Raw genomic sequence first — 24,313 nt, forward strand, 5'->3', positions numbered from 1 at the left:
AGCCTGAAGGCCTGATCCGGTTTCGGGTTGAATTCTGCGGGAAAAGTCAGGCCGCGACCGACTGATGGCCGGCATTGTCGCCATAGGCCTCTTCCCGGTAGAGGCCGAGCCCTTCGATGACAGGCAGGTCGTTGAAGCAGAACAGGCAGGCATCCTCGCTCGCGGAGGCGTTGCCGTGCTCATGCCAGGACCAGGAGGGAACGCAGAAAATATCGCGCTCCTGCCACTCGAACCGCTTGCCGCCGATCACGGAATAGCCGTGCCCTTTGGCAACCTGATAGACGAAGCTTCCGGTGTGTCGATGCGACCTGGTCGTCTCGCCCGGTCGCAGCAGCTGCATGCTGGCGCCGATGGTCTGCATCACATGTCCGCCCGTGATCGGATTGACGTAGTTCATCAGGATGCCGTCATAGGGCGAGCCGTCGGTCGCGGCGGCATATTTCCGCAACGACTCGTAAGTCGGCTCCCACTCATATTTGAACATCGGTGAATAGCCGTTCGACCATCGCGAGCCCGCCGGCCGAAGACCGGGATTGCCCCAGGTCTTGGTCATGTCGTCGACGGGATAGCCCGACTCCTCCTGCTGGATCTTCGGGTGCACGACGAAGAAATTCGCCTCCAGCGCGTTGACGAGCGGAATGTCGAGCCCATCCTGCCAGATACAGACCGAGCCGTTTGCCTCGACGCCATGCTCGTGCCAGGTGCCGTTCGGCGTCAGCACGAAATCCCGCGCACCGAGTGTCATCTTGTGGCCATCGACAATGGTGTAGGCACCCGTCCCTTCCATGATGAAGCGCAGGGCGGAGGCCGAATGCGCGTGGGCCGACGCCACTTCGCCCGGATGCATCACCTGCAAGCCCGAATAGAGCCAGCCGACTGCGGCCGACACGTCGCGGCGCCCGGGATTGTTGAGGTAGATCACGCGCCGTCCCGCCTTCTCCGGCGAGACCAGCTCCACCGAGCGCAGCACGTGCTCGCGCAGATCGCTGTAGCGCCAGAGAACGGGAACGGACGCCGACTGCGGCTGCCACGGCTCGATCTTGTTGGCCACCGTCCACAGCGCGGCCGCTTCGAACTTCTCGAGATCCTTGTAGTAGGCCTTGAGCTCCGGGGTATCCTCGACATTAGCCCGGCCGATGACGTTCTCGCCCATCCTGTCCTCCAAGTCTTATCTCATGACGTCCTGTCGCCACATCCAAAACTGTTGTCCTGGGCTAGTGCGCAATTGCGCACGGGAGCCAGGACCCGTAACCACCGCATTTGATTGTGAAAGGGATTGCGGCCCCAGATCGCTCGACAATGACCATTCGGGGTAATGGGTCCTGGCTTTCGCCAGGACGACGGTGCGGAGGGTTTGCGATTCGTGGCGTCGTTGGATCGACACGTCCCATCATTCCGTCGTGCCTGGAATTGACACGAAGCTCGCGCGCTCCGCGGCAGCTTCAGCATTGGCGCTACCCTGTCGCTGGCCCATACTCGCCGTCTGGAGCAGAGATCCGCAAAGCTTGGCGGCATGGCGCAGCGTTGACTTACTTTACATGTAAACGTATGCTATCGCATATTTCTGGAGGGTGCAATGGCTGAACGGTCTTTTGCTCGTGAGGTCGAGGATCTCCGGCTGGGCGACGGCGACACCTTCCGCGGCGAAGGCATCCTCGCCATCACCAAGGCACTTCTCCAATCGGGCGTTGCCTATGTCGGCGGCTATCAGGGCTCGCCGATCTCGCATTTGATGGATGTGCTGGCCGACGCCAAGGACGTGCTCGACGATCTCGGCGTCGTGTTCCAGAGCTCCGCCAACGAAGCGGCGGCGGCGGCGATGCTGTCGGCCTCGGTGATGTATCCGCTGCGCGGCGCGGTGGCGTGGAAGTCGACGGTCGGCACCAATGTCGCCTCCGACGCGCTGGCCAATCTCGCCTCCGGCGGCGTTACCGGCGGCACCATGATCATCGTCGGCGAGGATTACGGCGAAGGCTCCTCGATCATGCAGGAACGCACCCACGCCTTTGCGATGAAATCGCAGATCTGGCTGCTGGATCCGCGGCCTGACCATGAATGCATCGTCAACCTGATCGAGAAGGGATTTGAGCTCTCGGAAGCCTCGAACACCCCTGTCATGTTGGAGGTGCGCGTCCGTGCCTGCCACATGCACGGCAGCTTTATCTGCAAGGACAACGTCAAGCCGGCCCACACCATCAAGGACGCCCTGAACAATCCGAAGCGCGACGTCGGCCGCATCGTGCTGCCGCCGGCTGCCTACGAGCATGAGCAGGAGAAGATCAAGACACGGATGCCTGCAGCCATCAACTTCGTCCGCGACAACAGGCTGAATGAATGGATGGGGCCAAAGCAGGGCAAGGTCGGCATCATCATGCAGGGCGGGATGTACAACAACGTCGTCCGCGCGCTGCAATATCTCGGGCTGTCGGATGCCTACGGCAACACGCAGGTTCCGCTCTACGTCATGAACGTCACCTACCCCGTGATCGACACCGAGGTCGCCGAGTTCTGCCTCGACAAGGACGCCATCCTGATCGTCGAGGAAGGCCAGCCGGAATATCTGGAGCAGGCGATCAACACGGTGCTGCGCCGCAAGGATATCCAGGCGCGCATCCACGGCAAGGACGTGCTGCCGATGGGCGGCGACTATACCGCGCAGGTGCTGCTCGGCGGCGTGCGCGAATTTATCGAGAAGACCGAGCCGCGGCTGCTCGGCAATCGGCCACCGGCGCCGGACGCGAGCCCCGTGCTCAACCGCCCCGAGGTTGAGAAGCTGAAGCAAATCGTGCCGGCGCGTCCGCCCGGGCTTTGCACCGGCTGTCCGGAGCGGCCGATCTTCGCCGCCATGAAGCTCGTCGAGAGCGAACTCGGCGAGCACCACGTCTCGGCCGACATCGGCTGTCACCTGTTCTCGATCCTGCCGCCGTTCAACATCGGCGCGACCACGATGGGCTTTGGCCTTGGCCCGGCCTCGACCTCGGCCTTCAACGTCAAGGCCGACAAGCGCTCGATCGCCGTGATGGGTGACGGCGGCTTCTGGCACAACGGGCTGACCAGCGGCATCGGCAACGCCGTCTTCAACAAGCATGACGGTGTCTTCATCATCGTCGATAATTACTACACCTCGGCGACCGGCGGTCAGGACATCCTGTCGTCGCGCGCGACGAGCAAGCGGCGCAATACCAACAACTCGATCGTGCAGGCCGTGAAGGGCATCGGCGGGCAATGGGTCCGGCAGATCGACCGCACCTACGATGTCGGCCGGATGCGCGACACGCTGAAGGAAGCGTTGACGACCAAGGAGGAAGGCCCGAAGGTCATCGTCGCCTCCTCCGAATGTATGCTGAACAAGCAGCGCCGCGTGAAGCCGCAGATCAGCAAGGCGATCAAGGACGGCGTTCGCACCGTCAAGGAACGCTTCGGCGTCGACGAGGATGTCTGCACCGGCGACCACGCCTGCATCCGTCTTTCGGGCTGCCCGTCGCTCTCGGTCAAGCAGCTCGACGATCCCTTGCGCGACGATCCCGTTGCGGCCATCGACAATTCCTGCGTCGGATGCGGCAATTGCGGCGAGGTCGCGGACACCGCGGTGCTGTGTCCGTCGTTTTATCGCGCCGACGTCATTCACAATCCGACCGGCTGGGACAAGTTCAAGTCGAAGGTCGCCATGGCCGTGATCGGCTGGCTGCAACGGCGGCGCGATCGCCGGCGTCCGGCGCTCGAGGCCTTGGCATGAGAATCTTGGCATGAGATTTTGGGCATGAGAGACGAAACGGTCCAGCTGGCGCTTCCTGCCGCAGGTGACGCGACCGAGCGGCCGATCTCGATCGCGATCGTCGCGATGGGTGGCCAGGGCGGCGGCGTCCTCACCGACTGGATCGTCCAGCTCGCCGAGAACCATGGCTGGGTCGCGCAGTCGACGTCGGTGCCCGGCGTCGCCCAGCGCACCGGCGCCACGATCTACTACATCGAGGCGATGCCGCCGCTCGACGGCCGCAAGCCGATCCTGTCGCTGATGCCGACGCCCGGCGACGTCGACGTGGTGATGGCGGCGGAATTCATGGAAGCCGGCCGCTCGATCCTGCGCGGCCTAGTGACGCCGGACCGCACCACGCTGATCGCATCCAATCACCGGACGTTCGCGATCGGCGAGAAGATCGCGCCGGGCAACGGCATCGCCGACGGGGGCGCGGTGACCGGCGCCATCGGGATCGCCGCCAAGACCGAGATCATCTTCGACATGAACGCGCTGGCAATCGCAAACGGCAGCGTCATCTCGGCCGCGATGTTCGGCGCGCTCGCAGGCGCCGGCGTGCTGAGTTTTGGCCGCGAGAGCTATCTCGACGTCATCCGCGCCGGCGACAAGGGCGCACAGGCCAGCGTCCGCGCGTTCGAGGCTGCGTTTGACCGGGTGCAATCGAAATCCCCCGACCCGGCGCCGCCGTCGCAATCGGAGGCGGCCGACACCGCGCCCTCCCCGGCAGCGCTGGATCCCCGTCTTGCCGGCCTCGCCGCGCGGCTGGCGCAGGAGTTGCCGAAGGCCGTGCAGGCGATGGGCCGCGCCGGGCTGAAGAAGGTCGTCGATTTCCAGGATGTCGCCTATGGCGGCGAGTATCTCGACATCCTCGGCAAGCTCCACGCCGCCGATCGCAGCGCCGGCGGCGCCGCGCGAGGTTTTGCCTTCACTCAGGCCGCAGCAAAATATCTCGCCAACGCCATGGCCTATGATGACGTCATCCGCGTTGCCGACCTCAAGACCAGGTCCAGCCGTCGCGCGCGGATCGAGGGCGAGCTCGAATTGTCCGAGGGCCAGGTGCTCCAGACCACCGAGTTCATGCACCCTCGCATGGAAGAAGTGATGGGCATGCTGCCGGTGGGCCTTGGCCGCTGGCTTGGCGCCAGGCCGCGCCTGCTCGGCTGGCTCGACCGCCGCGTCAACAAGGGACGCCGGGTGCGGACCTACTCGCTGCTGTCGTTCGTCGCGCTCTATGTCGTCGGCGGGCTTCGCAGCATGCGCCGCCGCTCGCTGCGTCACGCCATCGAGACCGCTCATCGGGACCAATGGCTCACGGCCGCGACCGAGGCCGTGCGAGCGAACTATCAGTTGGGCGTCGAGATCCTGCAATGCCGGCGCCTCGTCAAGGGCTATTCCGACACCCACAGCCGCGGCCTGTCGAAATTCGACAAGACGCTGGCCGCGATCAAGCTGGTCGAGGAGCGCGACGATGCCGCCGACTGGGCGCGCCGGCTGCGGGAAGCCGCGCTGAAGGACAGCGAAGGCAAGGAGCTCGACGGCGTGATCCAGACCATCAAGAGTTTTGCATGATGCCGGCAGCACTCAAGGAGAGCACGGCTGCCGTATTCGGGCAGATTGAAACCCGGCTGTGGCTGCAACTACTGTCCCTGCATGGCGAGCTGTTTGCGTCGCTGAATTCCATGCTGAGCTCGGAATTCGGGCTGTCGCTGGCAAAGTTCGACGTGCTCGCCCAGCTCGATCGTTACAGGGACGGAATGGCGCTCGGGCAATTGTCGCAGAACCTGAAAGTGTCCGGCGGCAACGTCTCGGGCCTGGTACAGCGCCTGCTGGCTGACGATCTCATCAGCAAGGAAATGTCGAGCGAGGATCGCCGCTCGTTCATCGTGCGCCTGACGCCAAAGGGCGAAGCACTGTTCAGGAAGGCGGCTGAGGTGCACAAGAAGCATCTCAGCGAACGGCTCGAAAGTATTCCCGCCCCGGAGCTGGCGGCTGCATTGTCGGTGCTGCGGTCCCTCTCCTCGAAACTCGGCAGCGAAAGCAAGAAGCAGGGTCGCAAGACATAATGGCCAAAGACTCCAGGAGCAGATGGAAATCCGGTCCACCGCGGACACGGGACCAGCTGCAAAGCTACATTCCCTATCTCTTCAACCGGCTCGCCAATCGCTGGAACCTGGATCAGAACCGCGATCTCAGCGAGCACAACATCAACAACGTCGTGTTCCGGACGCTGTCGGTCCTGTTCATCTACAAGACGCTGACCGTCAACGAGATCGCCGTTCTGGCCGTCACCGAGCAGTCGACCGCGAGCCGCATGGTCGAGTCGATGGTGTCATCGGGCCTCGTCAAGCGCGAGATCGCGGAAGAAGACCAGCGCCGCCGCGTCGTCGGATTGACGGCGGACGGTGAGGCGCTGCTGCGAAAGATCTGGCCGATCATGGAGAGCAACTACGACCGGCTGACCGTCGGCATCGATCCCGACGAGATCGAGGTGTGCGCCCGCGTGCTGGCCAAGATGGTCGAGAACATCCGCCAGAACCAGATCTGATCCGCACACGATCAGGGACTGAGGCCGGCAAGGCTGGTGCCGCCGCAGACGTAGAGCACCTGCCCGGTCACGAAGTCCGAGCGCTCATCGAGGAAGAAGCGGATCGCGTGCGCTACGTCCTCGCGTGAGCCGAGCCGCCCGACCGGAACGTTGCGCGCCATCCGCTCCTGCTGCTCGGAGTCCTTCGGGATGACGCCCCAGAAATTGTCGGTCAGGATCGGGCCCGGTGCGACCACGTTCACCGTGATGCCGCTCGACGCCAGCTCCAGCGCCCAAGTGCGCGCCATGCCGTGCACGCCGGCCTTGGTGGCGGAATAGGCCGAGCGCGTGGCCGCGCCCATGGCGGCGCGCGAGCTCACGAACACGATCCGCCCGAACCGCCGCGAACGCATCCCTTCCATCGCCGCCTGGGTCAGCAGCATCGGTGCGCCCAGATGCAACTGCGCCAGTGTCAGGATGTCTTCCGGCTTCGCATCGGCCAGCAGGTTCGGCAGGATGATGCCGGCATTGTGCACGAGGCAATCGACCGCATGATCCCGGCAGATTTCCTGTGCAATCGCCCTGGTCTCCGCCATGCTGGTCAGGTCCACGCGATAGGCGGTGAGCAGATCGTGCGTCCAGTCCGGCTTCTCGAGCCCGACCGAGACGACCCGCTGTCCCTCGCCGACGAGCTTTTTCGCCAGCGCCTCCCCGATGCCGGAATTGCCTCCGGTGATGAGTGTGGTGCGGGTCTGGCTCATGATCACTCCTGCCGCCGCTTGAGGTCGCGAAGATCGAAGAACGCGCCATCGCGCATCAGTCTCGCGACGAACTCCTTCAACCCGGCGCGCTGGATCTTCTCGGTCGCGGTCAGCGGCAGTTGATCGACGAACGAGATCCAGCCCGGCGCCTTGTAATAGGCCATCTGCTCCAGGCTCCAGCGCACGATGTCCTCGGCCAGCGCGCGGTCTGCCCCTGGATTCTCGGCGATGATGACAGCCGCGACCTCGTCGCCGCGTAGCTGATCGGGTGTTGCCGCCACCGCGGCCTGCCGGATCGCCGGATGGCGGTTGAGCACGGATTCGACCTCGACCGCGGCGATGTTCTCGCCGGAGCGGCGGATCACGTTCTTCTTGCGATCGACGAAATGAAGATCGCCATCGGCATCGCGCGACACGATATCTCCGGTATGGAGCCATCCGTCCTTCCAGGCCTCTGCGGTGGCCTCCCTGTTCTTCAGGTACTCGCTGAAGAAGCCGTAGCGGGGATCATCCCCTGCCCGCCGCACCAACAACTCGCCGGGCGTTCCCACCGGCGCATCGTTGCCGGCGTTGTCGACGATCCGAACCTCGACTTCCGTCGCCGGACGGCCGAAACAGCTGGTGCCGATCTTGCGCGGCTCGACGTTGGCGGCGATCACGCCGCCGCTTCCGGTCTCGGTCATCGCCCAGGCCTCGAGCAGCGGAAAGCCGAAGCGCTCCTCGAACGGCGCGTGCAGCAGCCTGTCGACGCCGGCGCCGAAGCCGAACCGCACGGTGTGCGCGCGATCTTCCTGCGTCGGCGGCGCGCCCATCAGCATCGAGGGCATGACGCCGAGATAATGCAGGCAGGTCGCGCGGCTGTCGCGCACCGATTTCCACCAGCTCCGCGGATGGAAGCGATCGAGCATCGTCAGGCTGCCGCCGACCGACAGCATCGCCATCAGCGACACCGCCATCGCGTTCATGTGAAACAACGGCAGCGGCGTGATCATGCGCTCGCCATCACCTCTGAGATCGATCAACCCGCCGACGTCGCGATACCAGTCTCCGGAATAGAGGAAATAGGTGTTGGTCAGCACGCAGCCCTTGGGCTGGCCTGTCGTCCCCGACGTATAGAGCAGCGCGCATTCGCTCGCACCGTCGCCGGGGTCCGCCGGCCGCGCGCCGCCGAACGGGGCTGGAATCTCGCCGCTGTCGGTCGCAACCGGAATCGGCCGGCCGGCCTGCCGTGCCGCCGTCTCGACCTCGCCCCGTCGTTTGGCGAGGACGAAAGCGGCATTCATCTCGGAATGCGCGATGATGTATTCGAGCTCGCTGACCCGCAGATCGGGGTTGATCGGCACCACGGAAACACCGAGCGCGTTCAAGGCGAACCACAGCTCGACGAACACCGGCCTGTTCTGGAGCAGCAGCCCGACCCGATGGCCTCTGCCGTAGCCGTGGCTCGCGAACGCCGCGCGCCAGCACTCCACCCGCTCAAACATGGCGCGGTACGAGATCTCCCCGGCCGCGATGCTGTAGATGTCGGCGGTCTCGGGCAGCACGTTGAGAAAGCCGGCTTCGCCCCGATCGAGGGCAATCTCGCGGAAGCGGGCGTAGACGGTGGTCGCTGTGGTCAAGGCGCACTCACATGAAAAGCTGGATATTGCCGAACGGCGCATCGAAATTCACGAGATCGATGCGCTTGAGCCTGATCTTGAGGTCATCGCCGACCTGAACGAGATCGTGCGACGCCCACCCCGAAAAGCGTTCCAGCGTATCGCCGCGCGTCTCGGTGTAGAGAAAGGACGTCCGCGCCTTGAACACGCCGGCGGCCGTATCGCACGCCAGGATCTGCGGCGCCTGCAGCAAATGATGGCAGCGGCTCTTCGGCTTCTGACTGAAGGTGCGCTCGCCGGCCAGTCGCTCGATCCGCACTTTCATCAGCATCAGGTCTTCGTACATCAGCGAGGGCTGGAGTACCGGATCCTGCTGCTGCCATTCCAGCGGCATCCAGTAGCGGCCCTCCGGGTGGAACAGGTCGAGCCACGCCTGCCATTGCATCGTGTCGAGGAGGTCGGCTTCCCGATAGATGAAATCGGTGATGGTCTTCTCGCTGATCATTCCGCGGCCTCGACGCCCTGGTCCATGCCCATGGTCATGAATTTGGCCCAGGCATGAAACTGGTTCCGCATCTGGCGCTCCGACGTGCCGTTGACGACCGCGGTGACATCAGGCGCTTCGTTGCTCTCGTAGAGCCGGCGCAGATTGACCCATTGATTGCCGTTCGACTTCAGCCCCTCCTGGGCCCGCTCATACATTTCGAGATCGTCGTGCCCGACGATCGAGGTCGGTGCGTTGATGAAGCGATTGTACATCAGCGCCCGCTCGTAGAGCTTGTCGGGTGCGCCGACCAAACGATAGACCCAGCTCTCCACCAGCGTCCGGTCCACCGCGATCGGGATGAAATTGCGCAGGATCTGCACCGCGCCCTTCACCATGATGTTCGGGAAATAGACGGTGTTGTGCCGGACCTCTCCCAGGATCTCGTGGGCCCGCTTCTCGCCATAGGCCGCGACCATCTGGCCGAGATAGCCCTCGACGTCCGAATAGTTCGAATGGATGGAATTGGCGACGCCGGTATGGCCGTGGCCGTTGGGCCAGATCCGGATGCCGCTCTGCTCGTAGAACTCGTACGGGCTCATGAACGGCCCATAGAGCTGCACCGCCATCGGCTTCTCCGTGGAATCGCCCTGTTCGCGTTGCCAGACCTTGATGGCGGTGCCGGCCGAGCTCTCATGCGCCACCATGGGATGGCAGGTGTCGGTCTGGTTCTCGACCAGCATCTTCCAATTGCAGGTGTGCATGTAGCGGATCGGCGTGGCCTCGACGGCCAGCTTCCCCTCCGGCGAGCGGTCGACCATGTTGTCGATGGTCGAGAGGCTTTCACCAAAATAGTCTTCGAAGCCGACGCCGTTTTCGCTCAGGCGCGCGAAAATGAAGTCCCGGTAGACGACGACATTCTTGATCCGCGACAACCCGTCGCTCGCCTGCGTGTCGGCAAAGCCGGTGCCCTCGTAGCCCTTCTTCAGCGGGATCGCGAGCAGCGAGCCGTCGGTCTTGAACGACCAGGCATGATAGGGACAGCGGAAGAACTTTCCGGTATTGCCGCACGGCTCGGAGGCGATCTTGACGCCCTTGTGCGGACAGCGATTGTAGAACAGGTGGATCGAGCCGTCGGTATGGCGGCTGGCCACCACCGGCTGCCGGCCGATATTGGCGGTGATGAAGTCGCCGGCCTTCGACAACTGGCTGGCATGCCCGACATAAATCCAGCTGTTGGGAAACAGATGTTCCATCTCGAGATCGAAGACCTCGGGATCGACATAGACGTCGCGATGCACCTCGGCGTCGCGCACAAGCCCGCCGATCGCGCGGGGATCCTTTCCGTATTTCGCCATGGCGCCTCTTGCCTCCTCTCAGAGATCCAACACCAGCCGGTCCGACTTCGCACGCGACACGCAGATCTGCATGACCTTGTTGGACGCCTTCTCGTCGTCGCTGAGAATGACGTCACGATGATCGGGCACGCCTGCGATCACGCCGCACTGGCAGATGCCGCAATCGCCCCGCCGGCAATCATAGAGCACGTCGAGCCCCGCCGCTTCCAGCGCCCCGATGATGCTCTGATCGGTCGCGACCGTGATGACCTGCCCGGTCGACTTGAGCTCGACCTCGAACGGCTGGTTCGGGGAGCTGGCCGGCTCGGCCTTGAACAGCTCGAAATGGATACGGTCTGCCGGGATGCCCCTGGCGAGCGCCGTTGCCTTCACCGCGTCAATCATGCCGGCAGGCCCGCAGACATAGACGTGGGCATCTGCGGGCGCATCGCCGAGCGCTGCCGCGATATCGAGGCGGGACACATCGCTATCGTAGTGGACCGCCAGGCCCTCTGAACAGATCGCCTGCAACTGCGGCAGGAACGCCAGCAGCCCGGGCGTTCGTCCGGCATAGTGCAGGCGAAACCAGGTTCCCTGCGCCTTCAGCACCGCCGCCATGGACAGGATCGGCGTGACGCCGATGCCGCCGGCAAACAGCAACGCCGGCGCGGCGCCCTCGTGAAGACTGAAATTGTTGACCGGCGCGGTCGCGCTGACGACGTCGCCGACCTGAAGGGCATGCATGAACTGCGAGCCGCCGGTCGACGTCTCCTCGCGCAGCACCCCCAGCGCAACAGCGCCTTCAGGCAGGTCCGGCAATGCCATCAGGGAGTACGGCCGGTCTTCCCCGCCCGGCAGCAACACGCGAATGTGCGCGCCCGCTTGCCACGCCGGCACGGCACCGCCCTCCACACCGAACACGACGCTGCGAATGACAGGCGTCTGCGCAACGATCGACTGCACTTTGAGCTTGAGCGGATGCGCGTCCATTCGGGCATCTCATATTATATGAATTTGCATATTTTTATACATGTAATAATTGCCTGTCAATCGTCGCTGCGGCGGGGACACGGCAACGGGACAGGCCCGTGCCAGGCAGGTCATCCGCAGCGATCATTGCTCGCGCGATCCATTCGGCGGGCAAGACGCCTCCGGTCCCTGGCCTGAGAAAACCGCAAGCTGCGCACGACGCGTGCGCGGTCGCGCTCGGGTTAGTCCGGGTAGCAATGTGTCTGGATTAAGCGGGCGGCCGACCCGGTCGACCATCGCGGGCGGTCGTCATCGATGCATCAGCGTTCAAGCTGTAGTGACGACCGGCGGCGATCGTTTCAGCGGCAAGGACGTACGGCCGCGCACCCCGCTGACAAGTCAACGACAGCGATCGATAGAGCCTCGTCGCCGCCGCATATAGTCGCCCTTCACAAGGCCCGGTGTCAGCTGGATGGAGAGCCGCCTGGCCCTGCATAGGAGACGGCGAGCGTCGCCAGAATTGTCCTGTTGCTGATCTCGAGCTTGCGGAAGATGTGGTGCAGATGAACCTTGATGGTACCGTCGGCCACCTTCAGACGGCGGCCGATCTCCTTGTTCGACAGCCCCTCCGACACCAGGTTCATGATCTGCCGCTCGCGCTCCGTCAATATCGCAAGATATTTCTCCGGCATCGCGGTTTGCGCACGGGAGATCGCTTCCTCGCACGCGGGCGGCGGCAGCATCCTGTGACCGTCCGCGACCTGCCGCAATGTTTGCATGAGAGTCTCAGGCTCTTCGTCGTGGAGAATCACGCCGTGAGCTCCGGCCGCCGCCAACGTCGCGAGATCGCGATCCTCGACGGAGGTAGCGAGAAAGACGAGGCGCACAGCAGGCGTCCCGGACTTTCTAATGTCGATCATTGCCTGCTCAAGAATGTCAGGCATCGACATGTCCAAAATGGCTATGTCGGGCGCTAGATCCCGTACTGCTTCGAAACAGCTCGCAGTGTCACTGCAACGAGCGACCACCTTGAAATCACGTTCTGCTTCGAGCAGGCAATTCAGACCCAATAAAACAACCGGATATCTGCTAGCAATCACCACACGACTGAAATGCATTTACGACCAATCCCTCAGTCCCTCCAGTTCAGCTCGGCGCCCAATTGACTCATAAGCTACTCTAATATGAAGCTTATTCGTAAGGTTTTGTTGTCGCGAAAGCCCGTGAATTTACTGCCCTGAGCATGCCAACAGGCATATTTTCAGCAACGCGTGATCGCAACCCAGAGCTGGCTCACCCAAAGCGGGTGTTCGTCAACGGTGCCCGGGACGCGCGACCATCAAACCACCGGCTTTCCTATGACGGTCGACATCTGAAACGACCGACGACGTCTGAAACAAATGTCTATAACCAACGGTATATAGGGATATTGGGGATTAGCATCTAACATTCTTAAATATTTAGAGTGGGCTCAGGACTTTTTCGTCCTCAGTTCGTTGGTTCGATCGGATAAATCCGAGGAAGTGTTTTTCATACGTCGTTCTTTTTTAGCTGGGTGGATCATCAACAAAATGAGCCGGATTCAACCGACCCGCCCATTGTTTCATTGTAGCGTCCGGGAGAGTTTCCATGAGACGGCGATATCCTTTTGCTATTGTGCTTGTTGGCGAAAATAGTCTTCGTAAGGAAGGTCTTGCCAGAATTCTGAATTCAGAGAGCTTTCAAGTCCTGACTTCGATATCCGATGCCGACGATTTGTTTGGCGACGATGCGCCCCAGAAGACCACCGCCAGTCAGGCATTGCTGCTTCTTATTGTTCACACCGGCGACGATTTTCGCCCGACAATCGAGCAAATCGATTCCTTCAAGCGACGTCACGCGGATGGACGCGTAGCCGTCGTCGCCGATCAATATCGTGTGAGCGACCTGGCTGCGGCACTTCGGGCCGGTGCCACCGGCTACTTCATCGACGTGATGAATTGCGACGCGTTCATCAAGTCCATCGAACTCGTCATGATGGGTGGGATGGTCTTCCCGCCTGCATTCCTGACGTCCACACTCGACGCCGAAGAGCGCGACGCAGACGATACGCCCGCACCCAATGATGACGATCCCGTCGCCGCGCAGGCGGAAGACGGGCTCGCTCGGCAACTTTCGCCGCGGGAAATCTCGATTCTGCATTGCCTGATCGAAGGCGATTCCAACAAGTGCATTGCCCGCAAGATCAACATTGCCGAAGCCACGGTGAAGGTTCACATCAAGGCGATCCTTCGCAAGATCCGGGTTCAGAACAGAACACAGGCAGCGATCTGGGGCTTGCACCATCGACCTGTGGCCTGGCCGAACGGCAACGGGTCTGCGCATCAGACCACCGAAGCCGAGCGGCCGCTCCCGCCCAAGCGGGAAATTCCCAAGATCGCGAGAGCGAGCAGGCCGGCGCCACTTGGCGCGATCGACCACACGGCGAACTATTTTGAAGTGCCGCTTACGAACGGCCACGCCCGCAACGGCATGGGCTCGAAGATCGACGGGGCAATCCGGCTTCGAAAATAGCTGAAGCCGTCCCGCCGGGTCGCCCCCGGCGGGATATCGAGCGGACTGCAAACCGATGCGATGCGCGATGACCGATGCCGGGCTGCCCGCAAAGGCAGCCGGCTTGTCTATCGTTCTCGCAGCGCTTCCTGCTGGTGCGTCGCCAGCGGCGAGAGCACGTAACTGATGATCCGGCGCCGACCCGTCTTGATCTCGACCGTCACCGCCATGCCGGGACCGAGCTTGACCAGCTTGTCCTCCACCTGCATCTGCGTACGGTCGAGAGAAACGCGCGCAGCATACTCCAGCTCCTGTCCTCTGGGCTCACTGCCGCCCTGCACGCCTCCCGGCGTCCGATCATTCGACGCGCCCGGCGCCCTGTCGCGGGTAATGGCATCCGACGATACGCTGAGAACCTCTCCATCGAGGAGCCCGTAACGGGTAAAATTGAACGTATCGACCTTGATCGCAGCCCTCTGTCCCGGATGAACAAATCCGATATCGCGATTGGAGAGCATGGCTTCTATCTCGAGGTGGCTGTCGCTCGGCACCACCACCGCCAGCGCTTGAGCGGGCGAGACCACGCCGCCCACCGTATGCACAGCGAGTTGCTGCACGACGCCGTCGACCGGCGCGGTCAACTGCTGAAACTTCGTCCGCTGCTCCGCCTTCACCACCTCCTGCGCGGCGCTCTTGGCCTTCTGCTCCGCCTTTGCGAGCGCATCGTAGGTGGTCCGCCGATATTCCGCGTCGGCCCTTTCCCTCGTTTCCTTCAGCAAGGCCATCGCGGCGTCGGCTTCGCGCAGCCGACTCTGCTGCACGATAAGATCCTGCTGAAGGCCGACCAGGTCCTGGTACTCAGAAAGGTAGGTGACCTTCGAGCCCAGCGCCTTGTCGAGAAGCGTTTTCCGGATTTCGACCCGCTCCGTGAGCACGGGTATCGTCGCCTGGATCTTCGCGACATTCACCGCAATGGTCGCCCGTTCCGCCTCCTTCTGGCCCTGCTGGCGCTCAATCTCGGCAAGCTTGGCTTGCTGCTCGGCGCGCTGGCTGATCAGAAACTGACGATGCAGATCGATATCGGCGGCACTTGCACCCTGCGGCGCCTGGAATGCCGCGAGCGGATCGCTCGCAAGCGCCGCGCGAAGCCGCGCCACTTCGAGTTCTGCGGCCAGAAGATCGCTCCGGTAACGCTCCTGATCCGCTCCGGTCATCGTCGGATCCAACTCGATCAGGACTTCACCGGCCTTGACGCTCTGTCCGTCGCGCACATGGATGGCGCGCACGACGCCCGTTTCGAACGGCTGGATGAGCTTGGTGCGCCCGCCCGGCACGATCTTGCCGGTCGCGGTTGCGACGATATCGACGTGCCCAAACCACGCCCATGCCAGCGCGAGGCAAAAAGCCGCGATAATGCTCGCCCCGATCGCGCGCCCGATCGGTGACGGCGGCGATTCGGTGATTTCGAGGGCCGCCGGAAGAAACGCGATCTCTTGCTCGCGGCGGCGAACCTCGGCCTTGGGAAACGGAATGATGTTTCGGCTAGCGAGCGTCATGGATACCCGCCTGTAGCTGGTGCAGCCTCGCGTACCGTCCATTCGAACGGATCAACTGATCATGGTTGCCGTCCTCGACGAGACGGCCGTGCTCGACCGCGATGATCCGGTCTGCGTGACGTACCGTAGAGAGCCGATGCGCGATCACGAAAACGGTCCGGCCGGCGGAAATCCGTTTCATGTTCTGCTGGATCGCGCGCTCGCTTTCATAGTCGAGCGCGCTGGTCGCCTCGTCGAAGATGAGGATGCGTGGATCGGTGACCAGCGCTCGGGCAATCGCGATTCGCTGACGCTGTCCGCCGGAAAGGCTGCTGCCGCGCTCCCCCACGACGGTGTCATACCCTTCGGGCAGCTCCAGAATGAAGTCGTGGGCGCCGGCGAGCGAGGCGGCCGCAATGACGCGCTCGATCGGCATCGCCGGATCAGCGAGCGCGATATTGTCGCGAATGGAGCGATTGAAAAGCACGTTCTCCTGCAACACGACGCCGATCTGACGCCGCAGCCAGGCGAGATCGACCATCGCAAGATCGACGCCATCGACAAGCACGCGCCCGCTTTCCGGCACGTAGAGACGCTGGATCAGCTTCGTGATGGTGCTCTTGCCCGAGCCGGAGGAGCCCACGATGCCAATGACCTGGCCCGGCTCGACGCTGAACGATACGTCGTGCAGCACTTCGGGACCGTCGATGCGATAGCGGAACGTCGCATGCTCGAATGTGACCTGGCCACGGATCTCCGGCAGCGCAGCCCGGCCGGGACCGGAGCTCGGCTCGGGAATGGTGTTGAGGATGTCGCCAAGACGATCGATCGACAGCCGGGCCTGATGGAAATCCTGCCAGATCTGCGCAAGCCGCAATACCGGCATGCTCACGCGTACCGCCAGCATGTTGAATGCGACGAGTTCGCCGACCGTCAGCGCACCATCGACCACGAGGCGGGCCCCGAAGTACAGGGTTGCGGCGGCGACCAGCTTGTTGATCATCTGGACCGATTGGCTCGCCGTATTGTTCAAGCTCAGCACGCGGAAGCTCGCGGCCACATAGGCGGCGAGCTGCTCCTCCCAGCGACGTTGCATTTGCGGCTCGACCGCCATCGCCTTGAGCGTTTCGACGCCGGTGACGCTCTCGACCAGAAATGCCTGGTTCTCGGCGCCGCGATCGAACTTCTCGTCGAGACGCCGGCGGAACAGCGGCGCCACGCCCGCTGAGATACCGATATAGAACGGAAACGATGCCAGCACGATCAACGACAGCGACGTCGAGTAGTAGAACATCACCGCAAGAAACACGAAGGTGAACACCAGATCGATCACCAGCGTCAGCGCCGAGCTCGTCAGGAACTGACGAATATTCTCGAGCTCGCGGACACGCGCGACGGAATCGCCGACGCGGCGCGTCTGGAAGTATGCGATCGGCAGTGCCATCAAGTGGTGGAACAACCGCGCACCCAACTCCACGTCGATCCGGTTGGTCGTGTGCGCGAACAGATGGACGCGCAGCGTACCGAGAATGGTCTCGAGGACGGTCAGTACGACAAGGCCCGTGACCAGCACGTCGAGCGTGCTCATGCCGCGATGCACCAGCACCTTGTCGATGACCACCTGGAAGAACAGCGGCGATACGAGGGCAAAGATCTGAAGGAAGAAAGAGGCGACCAGCACCTCGCTGAGCAAGCGGCGATACTTGTGGACTGCGCCGACGAACCAGCCGATATCAAAGCGCCGGGCGGTGTCGGTCAGGGCAGCCCGCCGCGTCATCAGGATGATGTCGCCATCCCACATCGCCTCAAGTTCGGCTTGGTCGACCATCTGAGGCTGCGGGAGCAATGGACGCTGAACCAGGAGCTTGTCGTCGACGATCTTGCCGAGAATCAGGAATCCTCCGTCGCGCAACACGGCGATCCCCGGCAGCGGCGTCACGGCGAGCCGATTCCAGTCCGTCCTTTGCAGTCGGGCCTTCAGCCCAAAATTCCTGGCACAACGTATGATGTCGGTCACGCCGAGGCGGTCCGTGCCGGTCCGATGTCGAATTTGATCCGGGTCGGCCGCGATTCCATGACAGCGCAGCAGGACCGCCAGCGCCATCGCCCCCGATTCATCATCGCCGTCGCCGCGCGCAATTGAGCTCGCTTCAGCGGCAGCGTCGCGTCGACCGGACCAGCGCGCCAGCATCCGGTGCTCACGGACGTACCGCACCAGGCTTTCGCGCAGGTTCCGCAGCACATTGCGCCCGCGGACGCCCAGGCCGGCGAGCAGATGAAACGCCCGCTGCGCGACGTGCCGTGCATCGGTCGAGATCAGACGACCGTCCCAGATTGCCTCGAATTCAGCGCGCGTGATGCGCCTCGGATGCGGCGAGGAAGGATGCAGCACAAGCGCTTCGTTGCCGTCGACCTTTCCGAGCAGCAAGAATCCGCCGTCCTGCAGCGCGGCGATTCCCGGCAAGCGGATATTCGCAAGCCGCGTCCAATCCGTCGTCCACGAGCGTGCCTTGAGATTGAATTCACTGGCGCAACGAAGCATTGCGCGGATACCGATCGTCCCACTCCCGCAAACATCGCGGATCTTGTCGGATTCGGCTTTCACACCATGAAGCCGCAAGAACAAGACCAGGGCTCGGAGCCCGAAATCTGCGGCATCGGCATTTCCATTCTGGATCGCCATTTGTCAGCTCTATCGTTCTGCGGTCACGGGACCGACTTCAACAATTCCCTTTCATGCATTCACAAAGGACGACACGGTATCGCACCCAGCCGCCGGCACCGCCGGCCTCGTTTCCACGCCACCGATGGGCGTGGAAACGCTGCCGGCTGAGCAGCCGCATCAATGGTGCGGCTTGGTCAGAAGCGATTGTTCGTTCCAGCCCCCGCCCTGCGCGTCGGCCGCAACGAGTTGCCCCTGACCGCCGCGGCCGTGGTGACCTGCCATGCACTGGTTCAGCAGCGCGAAGCTTCGATCCGCGGACGAGGCCGTGTGTGTGGTCGTCGCCGGACGAGGATCTGTCACCGTGATGCTCTGCGACGCAGATGTCGTGACGGAGCCCGTCGTCGGGTCCTTTCCGCTTGCCGTGAGCGTGAGCGTGGCGACCGGATGACCGCCACCCCGGTAATTCGACTGCAACGTCAATCCGCTGTCGACCTGCGCAGCAGTGAGCGTGATGTCGCTGCCTTTGTATGTACGGCCATCAAGGTTGTCGGTGATGGTCTCGTACTTCGGTAGCCCCTGAATGTTCACGGTCACAGCGTCGTTGGAATCGGCGGTTGTGACCTTGACTCCGAGATCGACGGTCCCGCCTCTTCCGTTCACCGACAGCGAGGTATCCGCGATCGCGAGCACCGGCGCGACGGGCGTCGGATCGACCTGGAGGCCGGCGAACGTCTTCACCGCGCCGGCAAGATTGGCCGCGACACCGCTGGCGTCCTTGATGCTCGCCGTGCCCGGCAGGTTGACCCCGGTGATGGCAAGTGCCGAGGTCGCCGTATCGGTCGATGCGACGGTCGTCCGGAAGGTCAGCGTGCTGCTTCCCGAGCCGCCAACATAGGTGGCGGTGCTTCCGTCATTGAGCGACAGGGTCGGCGTGCCGGTCACATTCACGGATTCATTGAAACCGAGCGTGAATGTCGCGGTATCGCCCACGTGCTCGATCCCCGTCCCCGGCGAAGCCGCAACCTGGGTGACCGCCGGTTGGATCGTGGGCGTGGTCGGCTGAGTCGGCGGCGTGGCGGTCGTCGGATCGACCTGGAGACCGGTGAACGTCTTCACCGCGCCGGCAAGACTGGCGGCGACACCGCTGGCGTCCTTGATGCTCGCAGTACCCGGAAGGTTGACTCCGGTGATCGCAAGTGCCGACGTCGCAGTATCGGTCGGTGCGACGGTCGTTCGGAAGGTGAGCGTGCTGGTCCCCGAACCGCTGACATAGGTGGCAACGTTTCCGTCATTGAGCGACAGCGTCGGCGTGCCCGTCACATTCACGGCTTCGTTGAAGCCCAACGTGAATGTAGCAGTATTGCCCACGTGCTCGGTTCCTGTCCCCGGCGAAGCCGTAACCTGGGTCACGGCCGGCTGGACCGTGGGCGTGGTCGGCTGGGTGGGGCTCGAAGGAGTGACGTTCGCACCCGTGACGGTGTCGCCGCCGCCGGCCGCCTGATAGAGCTGGATCTGGTCGATCTGCATCTGCATCGTCGACGGGGTCGAACTATCGAACGCCGTATGCCAGCCGGCCGCGTTGGAATTCGCGACCTGATTGCTCATGATCAATTCCATCGGCTCGTTCGGAATCGGCACCTGCGCGCTGGTCACCTGCGCCATCTGCTTTCCGTCGAGATACCAGGTGATGGATTTGCCGGGCACCCAATTGATGCCGTAGGTATGGAAGCCGGCCGTGAGGTCGATGCCGGTGTCGATAACACCGCCGACCGTCCCGGAGGGTGTGTGAAGGTGCCAGGCGAAGGCCTGGTTTGCCGGCCCCGAACCGGTATATCCCCCCTCCTGCATATCGATCTCGAAATTGTCGCCGCTGCTCGAGCCCGCGCCGGGCAACAGCCACAGCCCAGGCCATGCACCGTCGCCGCTCGGCGCCTTCATGCTGATCTGAAGGTAGCCGCCGTCAAACTCGAACTTGCCATAGCTGCTGACGGCGCCGGACGTGACCGGAAATGTCTGAGGCGTGCCACCATTGATGCCGCTGACAGCTTGCCTGATCGCTGTGAGATTCAGTATCCCGTTGTTCACGGTCACCTGGCTCGGCATATCGTAATCGACATCCAACGGGCCGCCCGGCCCGCTGCCGCCTGATCCATTGCTATTCCACGGCCAGCCGTTTGCGGCGCGGCTCGTGATGTAGGGGTGCCAATAACTGTCGAGTGTCGTGCCGGAGAAATTCTCCTCAAAAACGAGATTGCTCGACGTGAAACCTGCTGGCGCGGCCAGGGCCATTCCATGTTCCTTCCAAAAAGTGAACGAAGAATTCCACTGTCGCGAATTGCGCGACCATTCCACTGCCGCGAACCGCGCGACATACCGCATGCCCGCCGCGCGTGATGGCGCGGGCACATTCCAATGCAGTGGAGATTTCGAGGTACGCCCCCTCGACTGCTAGTCGGTTGGCTAAAGATCAAGTATGGCGAAAAATGGTTTCAAATTGAACTTCACACAGACCTTTTGCGCCGTGCCACGCCTCATTCGGGGACAGCGTTGCGCTCGAGCCATATTTCGATTGGGATTCAATTCTCAGGGGACTTGCGACAGGGCTTTTAAAGTCCCGACCGAATCGCAATCGTCCAGGTCGTCACGCGTGCGGTGACACGTCGGGACCGCTCACGAAATTAGATGTGGCGATATCCGTCGGGGTTTTTCAGCTGCCAGTGCCAATGGTCTGCGCACATCTGCGCCAACGACTTCGCCGATTTCCAATGCAACGTCTGTTTCGCGAATGTCGGATCGGCACAACAGATCGCAACATCGCCGGTCCGGCGCTCTCCGATCTCATACGGAATGGACCGACCGCTCGCGGCCTCGAATGCGCGAACCACCTCCAGAACGCTGCTGCCGCTGCCCGTTCCCAGATTGACCGTGAACACCCCGGGCTGCTCGAGGTGGCGCAGGACGCTGAGATGGCCGGCTGCCAGATCGACGACATGAATGAAATCGCGGATGCCGGTGCCGTCCGGCGTGTCGTAGTCGTCGCCCCAGATCCGCAGCTTCGCTCGCTTTCCAATCGCGACTTGCGCCACCAGCGGCACCAGATTGTTCGGAACGCCGATCGGATCTTCCCCGATCAGGCCACTCTCGTGCGCGCCAGCCGGATTGAAATAGCGCAGGATGCCGATGCGCCAATCGTCCTCCGAGCGATAAAGATCCTTGAGCATTTCCTCGATGAAGAGCTTGGTGCGACCATAGGGATTGGTCGGCGCCAGCGGATGCCCTTCGTCGAGCGGCAGATAGGCGGGCATGCCGTAAACGGTCGCGGACGAACTGAAGACAAGCGTCTTGACCTTCGCCCTTTTCATTGCCGACACCAGCCGCATCGTTCCCACGACATTGTTGTCGTAATAGGTCATGGGATGAACGTTGGAATCGCCGACGGCCTTCAACCCCGCAAGATGGATGACCGCGGTCACGCCACAGGCACGAAGTACCTCGTGGACGGCCTCCTCATCCCGGATGTCGACGCAACGAAACGCGACCGGTCGACTGCATATCGATTCGACGCGATCGAGAGAGGCTCGGTTGCTGTTGCAGAGATTGTCGACCACCACGACATCGAAGCCCGCATCCAGCAGCGCAATGCAGACGTGAGTGCCGATATAGCCAGCGCCTCCGGTCAACAAGATCATGTCAGTCACCGTTTCGGTCCAACAGACTTTCCGCGCAACGCCGCCATGGCGCCGGGCTAGGATCTCCGGATTTGCGCGCGCGACGACAATTGCTGTGACAAGGCTTCGGCCATGCCGCCGAGGCGGGTCGTGGCGTAGGCGAACGCGGTCAGGCTGAAGCCCGCCATGATCGCGCCGGCCCGCCGCGCGGCGGCGAATTTGCCGCGCATGGCCGCCATGAGTTCGCTCGCCACGGCACGCGGCAGGACTTCGCGAACGTAGCGCTGCTCGGTCTTCAGCCCGTCGCCGGACCCCGCGATATTCCTCAATACCGCCTTGGCGGTGCCCTCGATCAGGCAGCGGTGGACGAAGTACGTCCAGGTGGCACGCTTGGCCGGCACGACGTGATGCACCTGCGCCCGCTGCCGATATGCAAAGTAACCGCCGGGATACAGACGCGAGGCCCGGATGCACAATTCGGTCTCCTCGCAGCTCTCGGCCTTGCCGCCGAATCTCGCGCGACCACTGACGGAAAATCCGAGCTTGCGGCGTCCGAGATCCGACGTGAAGCCGCCGACGCTCCGCAACACGTCGGCTCGCACCGACATGTTCGCGCCGATCGGGTTGCGGATGCGCCCGTCCCGCACATCCATGCCGGCATAGGTGCAGCCGACGACCCAGCCGAATTCGGCAGGAAACCAGGAAGGCGGCGGTGCTTGCCACGATGGCAGCACCGGTCCCCCCGCCCCCAGCACCGCTGGATCCCGGTAGGCTTCCAGCAGGTCCTCAAGCCAGCACGGGTCGGCAGCAGCATCGTCATCCAGAAAAGCGATGACCGACGCCGTGGCGTGCTCCGCCCCCGTCATGCGTCCACCCGACAGGCCGGGTTGACCGGCGTTCGCAAGAACGGTGACGCCGCCAATCTCCCGCGCGGCACGCGCGCGCAAGGCTTCGTTGTTGTCGACCACCAGGATGATCTCCCGGGCAGCACGTGTCTGGGCGCGGACGGACGCGACCGCGCGCTGCAGCTGGCTCCAGCGGTCGAGTGTGTGCGCGCAAATCACCACGGATGCGTCGATCATGGCGTCTTCCATCCGCTATCCGAGGCGCCGCTGGTCTCGCGAGATTGCTTCGCCCGCGCTGTCGCCGCCTTGAAGACGTTCCAGATCGCGCTTCCGTCATTGCGGATATCGAACTGGTCATGCTCGTCGACGGGAAAGCGCCCGCTGTCCTGACGCGACACCAGCCGCCAGACCACCCAGCCGGCACAATTGGGATCGTGCCCGATCCTATCGAGCCAACCGGCGTAGGCTGCGGCAGCATCCGGATTGGAGCGGGCGTAGCCGAACTCCTCGAGCAGCACGGGCTTGTTGGCGCGCGCCGCGAGCTGACAGAACTCGGTGATGTTGTCGCCGAATTGCTGAACCGTCTGATTGTAGAACAGCGGGTAACCGTGCCAGGTCCCGAAATCGAGCGTCGAGATCGAAAGGTCCGACAATTTGTCGGAGACATTGGCGTGCCCCGAGCTAACCAGATGATTGGGATCGAGGAATTTGACGTAGGCGGACATCTCGGCGGTCCAGGCCAACCGCAAGCTCTCCGGGCTGGCATTGCCCTCGTTCATCAACTCCCAGGCCATGATGGTCGGATCGTCGCGGTAGGCGATGCCGCTCAACGAATTGACGCGCTGCACGACGTGGCGAACCCAGCTCATATAGTCGCGCCGCGTGCGCCGGTCGCGAAAGAAGAACCCGGATTTGTCCTGGCTTCCATACCAGGCCCGCATCTGCTGGGCGCCGCCCGTATAGGCCCAGAAGTCCAGGAAGGCGACGATCAGCTTCAGGTGACGCTTGCCGGCCTCGGCAATCAGGAAATCAACCTTCTGCATCCCGTTCGCGCCGTCATTGAAGGCCATCCCGCCTTCGCGATCGTCCCAGTAAAGTAGATAGGTCCCCTTGACGCCGAGATCGCTTGCGTCGGCCTCGACCCGCCACTGCCAGATCGTCACCATGCTCCCGTCGAGCGATCCGATCACGGGCTGAAGAAAGGTGCGCACAACGTTGGCGCCCATCGCCACCGCGTCGTCGAGAACGCGGGTGACCTCTTGCTGCGAGCCGAAGGTGAGATAGTGGTTGTTCACGCCGGCCACGAAGAACGGTTTCCCGTTAGCCGTGAAGCGCGTTCCCTGAGCCTTGATGAAGGACGTTGGCGACGGTCCGTCCACCGCCGGACCATCGGCTGCGCTCACGACTGCTGGAGCAGCGAGCGAAGCAACCACCAGGACGCAAAGTCCGATGTTGCACAGCCCGTCTTTCGCCCGTTTCCAGCGAACAATCATTCCTCCACGTGACTATCGCGCACGGCCGAACGCAACTTCCCCGAAGGATTACTCCCTTCGGCGTCGTGCTCTGGCGCAGCGTTTTCTCTACAGTGTCGTCCAGCGACGGCAATCGACGGGCTCCGGTTCAAACATGGCGACCTGA

18 protein-coding genes are annotated in these 24,313 nt (G+C 62.9%); 5 read left to right on the top strand and 13 right to left on the bottom strand.

Translation table 11 applies throughout. From position 1 onward, the window contains the following. Positions 1–46: 46 nt before the first annotated feature. The gene (locus AAFG07_RS26320) at positions 47–1,153 is read right to left on the bottom strand and encodes a cupin domain-containing protein (protein ID WP_342722740.1); all 1,107 of its coding nucleotides are present in this window, start codon (positions 1,151–1,153) and stop codon (positions 47–49) included. Between the two features lie 423 nt (positions 1,154–1,576). Between AAFG07_RS26320 and AAFG07_RS26325 the strand changes: the two genes are divergently transcribed. The 4 genes from AAFG07_RS26325 to AAFG07_RS26340 are packed head-to-tail and all read left to right on the top strand — an operon-like array spanning position 1,577 to position 6,302. Next, the gene (locus tag AAFG07_RS26325; RefSeq protein WP_342722741.1) at positions 1,577–3,736 is read left to right on the top strand and encodes an indolepyruvate ferredoxin oxidoreductase subunit alpha; all 2,160 of its coding nucleotides are present in this window, start codon (positions 1,577–1,579) and stop codon (positions 3,734–3,736) included. 24 nt (positions 3,737–3,760) lie between these two features. Next, positions 3,761–5,326: an indolepyruvate oxidoreductase subunit beta family protein gene (locus tag AAFG07_RS26330; RefSeq protein WP_342722742.1), complete on the top strand. Its 1,566-nt coding sequence runs from the start codon at positions 3,761–3,763 to the stop codon at positions 5,324–5,326. Beyond that, a complete protein-coding gene (locus tag AAFG07_RS26335; protein WP_342722743.1) occupies positions 5,323–5,820 on the top strand; it encodes a MarR family transcriptional regulator in 498 nt (165 codons plus the stop codon). Before AAFG07_RS26330 ends, AAFG07_RS26335 begins: the two co-directional genes overlap by 4 nt. Then, complete coding sequence (locus tag AAFG07_RS26340; RefSeq protein WP_342722744.1) at positions 5,820–6,302, top strand: MarR family winged helix-turn-helix transcriptional regulator; 483 nt, start codon at positions 5,820–5,822, stop codon at positions 6,300–6,302. The genes AAFG07_RS26335 and AAFG07_RS26340 overlap by 1 nt, the downstream gene beginning before the upstream one ends. 11 nt (positions 6,303–6,313) lie before the next feature. Here the strand turns inward: AAFG07_RS26340 and AAFG07_RS26345 are convergent, their stop codons facing one another. From AAFG07_RS26345 to AAFG07_RS26370, 6 genes are all read right to left on the bottom strand, one after another. Beyond that, entirely contained in the window at positions 6,314–7,042 is a 729-nt protein-coding gene (locus AAFG07_RS26345) for an SDR family oxidoreductase (protein ID WP_342722745.1), read from the bottom strand. 2 nt (positions 7,043–7,044) lie between these two features. Then, positions 7,045–8,661: an ATP-dependent acyl-CoA ligase gene (locus tag AAFG07_RS26350; protein WP_342722746.1), complete on the bottom strand. Its 1,617-nt coding sequence runs from the start codon at positions 8,659–8,661 to the stop codon at positions 7,045–7,047. 7 nt (positions 8,662–8,668) lie between these two features. After that, the gene (locus AAFG07_RS26355; protein ID WP_342722747.1) at positions 8,669–9,145 is read right to left on the bottom strand and encodes an aromatic-ring-hydroxylating dioxygenase subunit beta; all 477 of its coding nucleotides are present in this window, start codon (positions 9,143–9,145) and stop codon (positions 8,669–8,671) included. Then, complete coding sequence (locus AAFG07_RS26360) at positions 9,142–10,482, bottom strand: aromatic ring-hydroxylating dioxygenase subunit alpha (protein ID WP_342722748.1); 1,341 nt, start codon at positions 10,480–10,482, stop codon at positions 9,142–9,144. The genes AAFG07_RS26355 and AAFG07_RS26360 overlap by 4 nt, the downstream gene beginning before the upstream one ends. Before the next feature lie 18 nt (positions 10,483–10,500). Next, a complete protein-coding gene (locus AAFG07_RS26365) occupies positions 10,501–11,451 on the bottom strand; it encodes a PDR/VanB family oxidoreductase (protein WP_342722749.1) in 951 nt (316 codons plus the stop codon). Between the two features lie 443 nt (positions 11,452–11,894). Then, positions 11,895–12,548 carry a response regulator transcription factor gene (locus tag AAFG07_RS26370; RefSeq protein WP_342722750.1) on the bottom strand — a complete coding sequence of 218 codons (654 nt, stop codon included), beginning with the start codon at positions 12,546–12,548 and terminating at the stop codon, positions 11,895–11,897. A gap of 511 nt (positions 12,549–13,059) precedes the next feature. Here AAFG07_RS26370 and AAFG07_RS26375 point away from each other — a divergent pair. Continuing rightward, entirely contained in the window at positions 13,060–13,983 is a 924-nt protein-coding gene (locus AAFG07_RS26375) for a response regulator transcription factor (RefSeq protein WP_342722751.1), read from the top strand. A 107-nt stretch (positions 13,984–14,090) separates the two neighbouring features. Here AAFG07_RS26375 and AAFG07_RS26380 read toward each other — a convergent pair whose 3' ends face one another. The 6 genes from AAFG07_RS26380 to AAFG07_RS26405 form a co-directional block, all read right to left on the bottom strand. Beyond that, the gene (locus AAFG07_RS26380; protein WP_342722752.1) at positions 14,091–15,518 is read right to left on the bottom strand and encodes an HlyD family type I secretion periplasmic adaptor subunit; all 1,428 of its coding nucleotides are present in this window, start codon (positions 15,516–15,518) and stop codon (positions 14,091–14,093) included. Then, the gene (locus tag AAFG07_RS26385) at positions 15,505–18,180 is read right to left on the bottom strand and encodes a type I secretion system permease/ATPase (RefSeq protein WP_342722753.1); all 2,676 of its coding nucleotides are present in this window, start codon (positions 18,178–18,180) and stop codon (positions 15,505–15,507) included. Before AAFG07_RS26385 ends, AAFG07_RS26380 begins: the two co-directional genes overlap by 14 nt. Positions 18,181–18,339: 159 nt before the next feature. Then, positions 18,340–20,451, bottom strand: coding sequence for a family 16 glycosylhydrolase (locus AAFG07_RS26390; protein ID WP_342722754.1), 2,112 nt, complete (start codon positions 20,449–20,451; stop codon positions 18,340–18,342). A gap of 389 nt (positions 20,452–20,840) precedes the next feature. After that, on the bottom strand, positions 20,841–21,851 hold the full coding sequence (gene galE, locus AAFG07_RS26395; RefSeq protein ID WP_342729247.1) for a UDP-glucose 4-epimerase GalE: 1,011 nt from the start codon (positions 21,849–21,851) through the stop codon (positions 20,841–20,843). A 56-nt stretch (positions 21,852–21,907) separates the two neighbouring features. Then, positions 21,908–22,912, bottom strand: a complete 1,005-nt coding sequence (locus AAFG07_RS26400) for a glycosyltransferase family 2 protein (protein ID WP_342722755.1) — start codon at positions 22,910–22,912, stop codon at positions 21,908–21,910. Further along, positions 22,909–24,054 carry a cellulase family glycosylhydrolase gene (locus AAFG07_RS26405; RefSeq protein ID WP_342729248.1) on the bottom strand — a complete coding sequence of 382 codons (1,146 nt, stop codon included), beginning with the start codon at positions 24,052–24,054 and terminating at the stop codon, positions 22,909–22,911. The genes AAFG07_RS26400 and AAFG07_RS26405 overlap by 4 nt, the downstream gene beginning before the upstream one ends. Between the last annotated feature and the right edge of the window lie 259 nt (positions 24,055–24,313).

Origin of the sequence: Bradyrhizobium sp. B097 (genome assembly GCF_038957035.1) — a bacterium.
Taxonomy (GTDB): domain Bacteria; phylum Pseudomonadota; class Alphaproteobacteria; order Rhizobiales; family Xanthobacteraceae; genus Bradyrhizobium.